This window comes from Protofrankia sp. CiP1_Cm_nod1, from assembly GCF_920888515.1.
Lineage (GTDB): Bacteria > Actinomycetota > Actinomycetes > Frankiales > Frankiaceae > Protofrankia.
Genome location: NZ_CAKKTM010000124.1, coordinates 1 through 7065 on the forward strand (window position 1 = coordinate 1; position 7065 = coordinate 7065).

The 7065-nt window shown below is 71.4% G+C and carries 8 protein-coding genes; 3 read left to right on the plus strand and 5 right to left on the minus strand.

Features of this window, described 5'->3' with window-relative positions:
* Nucleotides 1-277: 277 nt before the first annotated feature.
* Nucleotides 278-838 carry a hypothetical protein gene (locus tag NBX02_RS05950; RefSeq protein ID WP_250282925.1) on the minus strand — a complete coding sequence of 187 codons (561 nt, stop codon included), beginning with the start codon at nt 836-838 and terminating at the stop codon, nt 278-280.
* A 153-nt stretch (nt 839-991) separates the two neighbouring features.
* Between NBX02_RS05950 and NBX02_RS05955 the strand changes: the two genes are divergently transcribed.
* On the plus strand, nt 992-1816 hold the full coding sequence (locus NBX02_RS05955; RefSeq protein WP_445548291.1) for a TrmH family RNA methyltransferase: 825 nt from the start codon (nt 992-994) through the stop codon (nt 1814-1816).
* A 74-nt stretch (nt 1817-1890) separates the two neighbouring features.
* Here NBX02_RS05955 and NBX02_RS05960 read toward each other — a convergent pair whose 3' ends face one another.
* Nucleotides 1891-2490 carry a hypothetical protein gene (locus NBX02_RS05960; RefSeq protein WP_250282929.1) on the minus strand — a complete coding sequence of 200 codons (600 nt, stop codon included), beginning with the start codon at nt 2488-2490 and terminating at the stop codon, nt 1891-1893.
* A gap of 309 nt (nt 2491-2799) precedes the next feature.
* On the opposite strand from NBX02_RS05960, the gene NBX02_RS05965 reads away from it, so the two are divergent.
* Both NBX02_RS05965 and NBX02_RS05970 read left to right on the plus strand, forming a co-directional pair.
* Nucleotides 2800-3720, plus strand: a complete 921-nt coding sequence (locus NBX02_RS05965; RefSeq protein WP_250290340.1) for a hypothetical protein — start codon at nt 2800-2802, stop codon at nt 3718-3720.
* A gap of 214 nt (nt 3721-3934) precedes the next feature.
* Nucleotides 3935-5275 carry an ABC transporter substrate-binding protein gene (locus NBX02_RS05970; RefSeq protein ID WP_250282933.1) on the plus strand — a complete coding sequence of 447 codons (1341 nt, stop codon included), beginning with the start codon at nt 3935-3937 and terminating at the stop codon, nt 5273-5275.
* Nucleotides 5276-5388: 113 nt separating this feature from the next.
* On the opposite strand, the gene NBX02_RS05975 is transcribed toward NBX02_RS05970, so the two are convergent.
* From NBX02_RS05975 to NBX02_RS05985, 3 genes are all read right to left on the minus strand, one after another.
* Entirely contained in the window at nt 5389-6075 is a 687-nt protein-coding gene (locus NBX02_RS05975; RefSeq protein ID WP_250282935.1) for an ATP-binding cassette domain-containing protein, read from the minus strand.
* Nucleotides 6072-6836 (minus strand): ABC transporter ATP-binding protein, encoded by a 765-nt coding sequence (locus NBX02_RS05980; protein WP_250282937.1) that lies wholly within the window; start codon nt 6834-6836, stop codon nt 6072-6074. The genes NBX02_RS05975 and NBX02_RS05980 overlap by 4 nt, the downstream gene beginning before the upstream one ends.
* Before the next feature lie 13 nt (nt 6837-6849).
* On the minus strand, nt 6850-7065 hold a 216-nt coding region (locus NBX02_RS05985), incomplete at its 5' end, for a hypothetical protein (protein ID WP_250290343.1).

The window sequence follows — 7065 nt, forward strand, 5'->3', positions numbered from 1 at the left end:
TGCCCGGCTGCAAGTTCACATCCCGGGTAGGGGTTCTGGTCGCAGTCCGCGGAGGTGAAGATGTCGGCGTAGGCGGGCCGACCGCGAGGACGCCCAGCAGGCAGACGGCGACAGGGACGACGCGCTTCAGCATGACCCGAGTCCCTCGACGGCGAACCGGGTGACCTTCCACGACCCGTCCTCGTGCAGGCGAACTTCGGAGGTGATCGCCCGTCGACCGCCGGGTTCGTCGGTGAACGACGGCCCCGCCGTGCGCTATCGCAGCCAGTTCGAGCTGTCAGCGCAGTCGAACACCATCACCGTCTTCGGCGCCTCCGGCGGGCTGACCGAGGTGACCTCCGGATGCAGCACAGGCGCCCCCCGTGCTACCAGCCCGTTGTAATGATCGGTGGATCGATGCGGTGGCTTCGGCGGCGGTGGGGGGATGGGTTTCGATGGTGACCACGGGTGCGTGGCTGAGGTGCGCGATGAGGGCGGCGTTGTAGCCGGTGCCGGCGCCGATCTCCAGGACCCGGTGGCCGGGGCGCAGGTCGAGTGCTTCGAGCGTCCTGGCCATGATCGTTGGTGTGGAGGAGGACGACGGTACGGCGCCGGTGCGGGTGAGCAGCGGCTGGCCGCTGTAGACGATGTCGAGCACATCCGCTGTGGGGATGCTGTCCTGTGGGACGGGGATGTGCTGGTCACCGAGGCGGAAGTGGGTCAGGCAGCGGTCCCGGCGCACGGTGGCGAACGCGGCTTGGACCCGGTCGGTGCGGATCGCGCCGGTGGCGCGCAGCGTCGCGGCGTCGTCGGCGAGGCGGGCGGCTATCGGGCCGGTGGCCGTGTCCGGTGTGCTCACGCGGGCTCCTGACGGGGATGACCGTGGACTGACGGTGACGATGCTCAGATGGTGATGGTGGGTGTGTAGAGCAGGTGCGGGTTGACCGGTTCGGCCAGCCAGGGGGCGTAGCCGCGGGAGCCGAGGCCGGGGGATGGGAGCGGGTTGGACGTCATAGAGATCGACGATCCGGCGGACGAGCGGGTCCGCGACTACGTGGGGCTGACCGACGTGGCCCTGCGGCGGCGGCGGGAACCGGCCGAGGGCCTGTTCATCGCCGAGGGTGAGATGGTCATCGAACGGGCCCGGCGGGCTGGTTACCGTCCGCGATCGTTGCTGGTGGGGCCGGCGAAGGTCGCGACCGTCCCAACCGATCTGGAGCCGGATGTGCCGGTCTACCTCGCCGGCCCGGACGTGCTCGCCACGATCACCGGGTTCCAGGTGCACCGCGGGGCGCTCGCGTCGATGTGCCGCCGCCCGCCGGCCCCGGCGGCGGACGTGCTGGCCACGGCGCGGCGGGTGCTGGTCTGCGAGGACATCGTCAGCCACACCAACCTGGGCGCGATCTTCCGCTCGGCGGCCGGGCTCGGGATGGACGCCGTCCTGCTCAGCCCGTCGTGCGCCGACCCGCTGTACCGGCGGGCGGTGCGGGTGTCGATGGGGGAGGTGTTCGCCGTCCCGTACGCCCGTCTCGACCCGTGGCCGGCGGCGTTGTCCCTGCTGGTGGACGTTGGCTTCACGCTGGTCGCGCTCACGCCGTCCGCCACCGCCGTGCCGCTGGACGGGCTTGAGGCGGGTCCGGGTGACCGGCTGGCCGTGCTGCTCGGCTCGGAGGGCCCCGGGCTGACCCGGGACGCCCTGGAGGCGGCCACCGTCCGGGTGCGGATTCCGATGGCGCACGGTGTGGACTCCCTCAACGTCGCCGCCACCGCGGCGATCGCCTGCTACGTGCTGGGTGCCGGGAACGCCCGGTCGCTGGACGCGCGGACACCGCGATGATCATTTGCCCACGTGCCGGCCCGGCCACTGCGCGCCGCGGATCGTTCCGGGGCCGCTCTTCGACTACTTTTTGATCATTCTGTGCTGCGGATGTGGATGGCCTCCTCCTCCGGCGCGCCTGTCGGCCTGGCCCTGTCGCGGCCGCGGGCGCGGCCGCCGACCGGCCCGTGTCCGACGAGTTCGGCTGTTGTCGCCGTCCGTACGCCCTCGTCGTCGGCGAGCAGGGCCGGCACGTCGTCCGGCTCCCCGTCGCCGTCGAGGGCGGCCGGCCGCTCGACGGCGTCCTCGGCCGAGAAGCGGCCGTCGGCCGAGGAGTACACGTCGAACTCCAGGACCTCACCGGACTCCAGTCGCGCCGCCTCGTCGTACGGATCCGGCTCGGGCTGCTCCTGGGCGAGCAGCGAGTCCAGTGACTCGCCGGCACGTTGTTCCTGAGCGGTGGTGCCGAAGCGTTCACCCGGGCCGAAGCGGTCCGGCGGATCCCAGCCGTCGTCGAGCGGGTCGAAACCGCGGTCGGTCGAGCCCAGGCCGTCGCTGTCGAGGCTTTCGGACTGTTCGAGTGGGCTTCCGTACGTGTTGATGTAGCCACTGCCGGGATAGCCGCCGTCGGGATAGCCGCTGTTGAAGTGGCCGCTGTCGACGTCGTTGCCGCCGTCCGGGATCGGCTGCGTCATCGCTGTATCCTCCTGATCGAACCAGAGCTCTCGGGGCATCGCCGGCCGATCCCCGATCGCAAAGGACGGGCCATGGCGGCCGGTCTTGTCCGTCAAGACCATTCCCCTGACGGCCTGGTGCTAACGCCCACCGGCCGTCCCGCGGCCAATGCTCACCGCTGGCCGGTGGAGTCCCGTCGGCCGCGTCGTCACCGGTTCAGCGTCGTCTTCTGCGAGGAGCGCCGGACACACTACGGTTGGACGACGGACGATGAAGCGAACCCACCCTGTTTGCAACCCCACCGTCGATGGCGTATAGCGTTCATGTTCGTGTCTACTGTTGCGGACCGCATTCTTGAGCGGCTGGCAAAGGTCCCGGCCGGCCTGGATGACGGACAGCTGGCGGAAGTGCTCCAGGTGCGCCGCCAGACTGTGAACCAGATCTGTCGGCGCCTGTCGGACAAGGGCCGTCTGCACCGTGCGCCAGGCCCGAACGGTCGCATCATCAACCGCCTGCTGCCGCAGCACGACGCCTACCCCAGGTCTGTCCCGGCGCGGCCGGATGACACATCCGCCCCGGCCGAGCCGGCCGATGTGGCCGAGCCGGCCGAGCCGGCCGAGCCGGCCGAGCCGGCCGAGCCGGCCGAGCCGGCCGAGCCGGCCGAGGTGGCCGAGGTGGCCGAGGTGGCCGAGCCGGACGAGCCGGACGAGGTGGCCCCGGCACCGGTTGTCGAGGAGCCCGTGTCCGCCGGAACGCGGTCCGCCGCCGAGCAGGTCACGGTGGACGGGACGGCCGCAGGGGCTCCGGCCGTGGTGGCGGATGAGGCCGTGGAGCATACCGGCGTGCGCGCCGAGACTCCCGAACCCGCCACGGCCACCCCGCCCGCGGCCGTCGGTGACCAGGAGTTGTCCGGCGACCACGAGCCGTCCGTGGTGGCACCGTCCGTGGCCGAGCCGGCGTCCGCTCCGGAGGCAGCCGCCGGGGAGGCCTCCGACGCCGACGTCTCCGGGAGCCAGCGGCCCGGCGGCGCGGCAGCCGGCGGCGGAGCCCCAGAGGATGTGATCCCGGGCGACGAAGCCCCGGGCGATGAAGCCCCGGGCGACGCGGTGCCGGCTGCCGCGGCCGCCAGGGATACCCCGGAGCATGCCGAGGGCGGCGCGGACGAGACCGTGGGAGAGCCCGATGACACCCAGGTGCCGCAGCCGGTCCCTTCGACGTCCCGCCGGCGGTGGTGGCGCCGGTTCCTGTGACACGTCAGGGCCGTTGCTCCGGGGCCGGCCGGTGACGGCCCCGGTGGGGACGGCGCGGATCCGTTTCCGGGCATGCCACCCGGACGGACGTTTCCCAGCGTTACGTCAACGGCCGGGAAACGCTGGGACTTCCTGTCGGCAGCACGACGCGCAGGGGCCCGGCCGGCGCAATAGCGTCTTGGGGTAACCAACGATCCCGGGGGAGAGCATGCCTATGCGAGCGAGGTTGCTCGTCGTCATTGCCACGCTGTCCGCGCTCGTGCTTTCGGCCTGCGGAAGCAGGGTGGACGACTCGAGCCCGCCGCCGGGCGGCCCCACCCAGGGTGCCGGGGCCAACACGGCGTCGGATACCGGCGTGACCGCGAACGACGTCAAAGTCGGTGTGATCGTCGGTCTGACCAGCCCGCTGGGGTCGGAGACCTTCTCCACCTCCCTTTACGGCGCGAAGGCCTACTTCGACGCGCTCAACGCCGCCGGTGGTGTGAACGGCCGTAAGGTCACGCTCGTCCAGTGTGACGACCACGGCAGCGGGCCGGACAACACGGCGTGCGTGCGCAAGCTCGTCGACGACGAGAAGGTCTTCGCCCTGGCCGGGGTGTCGGCGTTCGACTACGCCGGCGCGCAGTACCTGAACTCCAAGGGGGTGCCGGACGTCGGCGGCCAGCCGACCAGCAGCGCCTACGACCAGTACCCGCATCTGTACTCGATCTACGGTAGCTACTATCCGCGTGACGGCAGGCAGCCCGGCTACAACGGGAACCTCTACGCCGGCACCGAGAACTACCGGTGGCTCAAGGAGAACCTGAGCACCAGGGTCGCGGGCGTGGTCTACTACAACGTCGCGCCGTCCCAGCGTTACGCGCAGTCGGTTGCCGACGGCCTGCGCCGGGAGGGCTACACGGTCGTCGAAAAAGAGATCAACTACTTTGCCCCGAACTTCGACGCGGCCGTACTGGACCTGAAGGCCCGCGGGGCCGATGTGATCTTCGACGCGATGGAGGACAACGGCAACCTGGCCCTGTGCAAGTCGATGCAGGCCCAGGGGCTGACCGTCAAGGCGAAGGTGACCACCTCGCAGGGATGGACCGACACCTTCGGCCAGACCTTCGCGGACACCCCCAACTGCCGTGACTCCACCTACGCGATCAGCACGATCCGTAACTACAACGACACGAACTACCCGGCGGTGGCCAGGTTCCGGGCGGACATGGCGAAGCACCAGCCCGCGCGCGAGGGCAAGCTGAGCATCTGGACCCTCGAGGGCTACGCGTCCGCCCAGTGGCTCACCGACGCGATCAGGTCGTGCGGCGCGAACCTCACCCGGGCGTGCGTCGAGCAGTTCCTGAACCGCCCGCAGGACTATGACGGTGACGGTCTGCTGACCCCACGCAACTTCACCAAGCTCGCGGCCCCCCCGGAGACCGACCGGAACTGCATCAACGTCGCCCGTTGGGAGAGTTCGGCGAACGGCGGCAAGGGAGGCTGGGTGACCCAGGTCAAGGACATGAACACCAACTGCTTCACCGTCCCGAACCTGTCCTACCCGGCCGAGTGAGCACCCGGGGAAGACCCGCGTGAAGCCCTGTGCCCGGCCCTGGTGGATGCGCCCACCGGGGCCCGGGCACAGGGCTCGGACCGGTCCGGTGAAGCCAGACCGGTCCGGTGGAGTCAGACCGTTTCGGCGGAGACGGCCGGATGCAGCTCCGCGGGATCCCCGACGAACGAGCACTCACCCCGGTGCAGGACGTAGGCGACGTCGGCGAGGCCGAGGGCGTCGTTGGTGTACTGGTCGGCGAGAACCACCGTCGTCCCGCCGAGCGCGACCGTCGCCAGCCAGGTGAACAGCTCGCTGGCGACCTTGGGTGACAGGCCGAGGGAGAGCTCGTCGACCAGCAGCACCCTGGGCCGGGCCAGCAGGGCCCGGGCCAGGGCGAGCATGCGCCGCTCGCCGCCGGAGAGCGTCCCGGCCCGCTGGGCGAGCCGCTCGCCCAGCCGGGGGAAGGCCTCCAGCGCCGGGGAGATGTCCCGTTGCCCGATCGCCTCCACCACCACCTGCAGGTTCTCCCGCACGGTGAGGGTGGCGAAGACCGCGCGTTCGTCTGGGACGAACATCAGGCCCGAACGGGCCCGCTCCAGGGCCGACATTCTGGTGATCGTCCTGCCCTGCCAGGTCAGGGAGCCCGACCGCAGCGGTAACACGCCGGCGAGCACCCGCAGCGTGGTGCTCTTGCCCGCGCCGTTGACCCCGAGCAGCGCGGTGACCTTCCCCGCGGGGACCGTCAGGTCGAGCCCGTGCAGGACCTCGATGGTCCCGTAACCGGCGCGGGCGCCGGTCAGTACCAGTTCAGCGCTCATGCCAGCGGCCCCTGCGCGAGATAGACGGCCCGTACGGTCGGATCCTCACGGACGGCAGCCGGTGCCCCGTCGGCGACGATACGCCCGCCCACCATCGCGTACACCTGGTCGGTGACGGAGAAGACCAGTTCGACGTCGTGGTCCACCAGCAGGATGCCGACCCCCTCGTCGGCGACCTGCCGCAGCAGCCCGGAGAGCCGTTCGGTCTCCTGCCCGTCCAGCCCGCTGGCCGGCTCGTCGAGCAGCAGGACGTCGGGCCGGGCGCACAGGGCACGGGCGAGCTCGACCAGGCGCAGCGCCCCGGTCGGCAGTGTTCCCGTGGTCGTGTCGGCGATGCCGGTGAGGTTGAGGGACTCCAGGGTGCGGGTCATCACCCGCCGGGTGCGGGCACTGCCGTGCGGGGTGCGTCCCAGCAGCCCGCCGATGTAGTCGCGGTGCCTGTTCTCGGCGCCCACCAGCAGGTTGTCCATGACGGTCATGCTGGTGAACAGCGACGGCACCTGGAAGGTCTGGACGAGCCCGTGGCGGGCCCGCACGTCCGGGCGCATCCGGGTGATGTTGCGGCCGCCGAGGAAGACCTTGCCGCCATCGGGTTTCTCCACCCCGGTGAGCAGGCTGAACAGCGTCGACTTGCCGGCTCCGTTCGGGCCGATCAGCCCGGTGACCTTGCCGGGCGCGACGGTGATGTCGACGTTGTCGACCGCGGTGAGCCCCCCGTAGCGGCGCACCAGGCCTCGGCCGGTGAGTTCCGCGCGGCTCACTGCGTCCCCCCGCTCACGGCGTCCCCCCGGAGGTGCGCGCGACCTGCCGCACCCGGGCGAGCAGTGCCTCCCCGAAGGGCGTGAGGACGGGGGATCCGCCGCCGGCGGCCGGTTGCCGGTATGCCACTGGCAGGACGGACGCCGGCGAGGTGGGGACGACAGGCCCGCCGGCCGCGGCGATGCCGGCGCCGGCAGCCGTCGGGCCGGCGGCCGAGGCGGAGATCAGGGC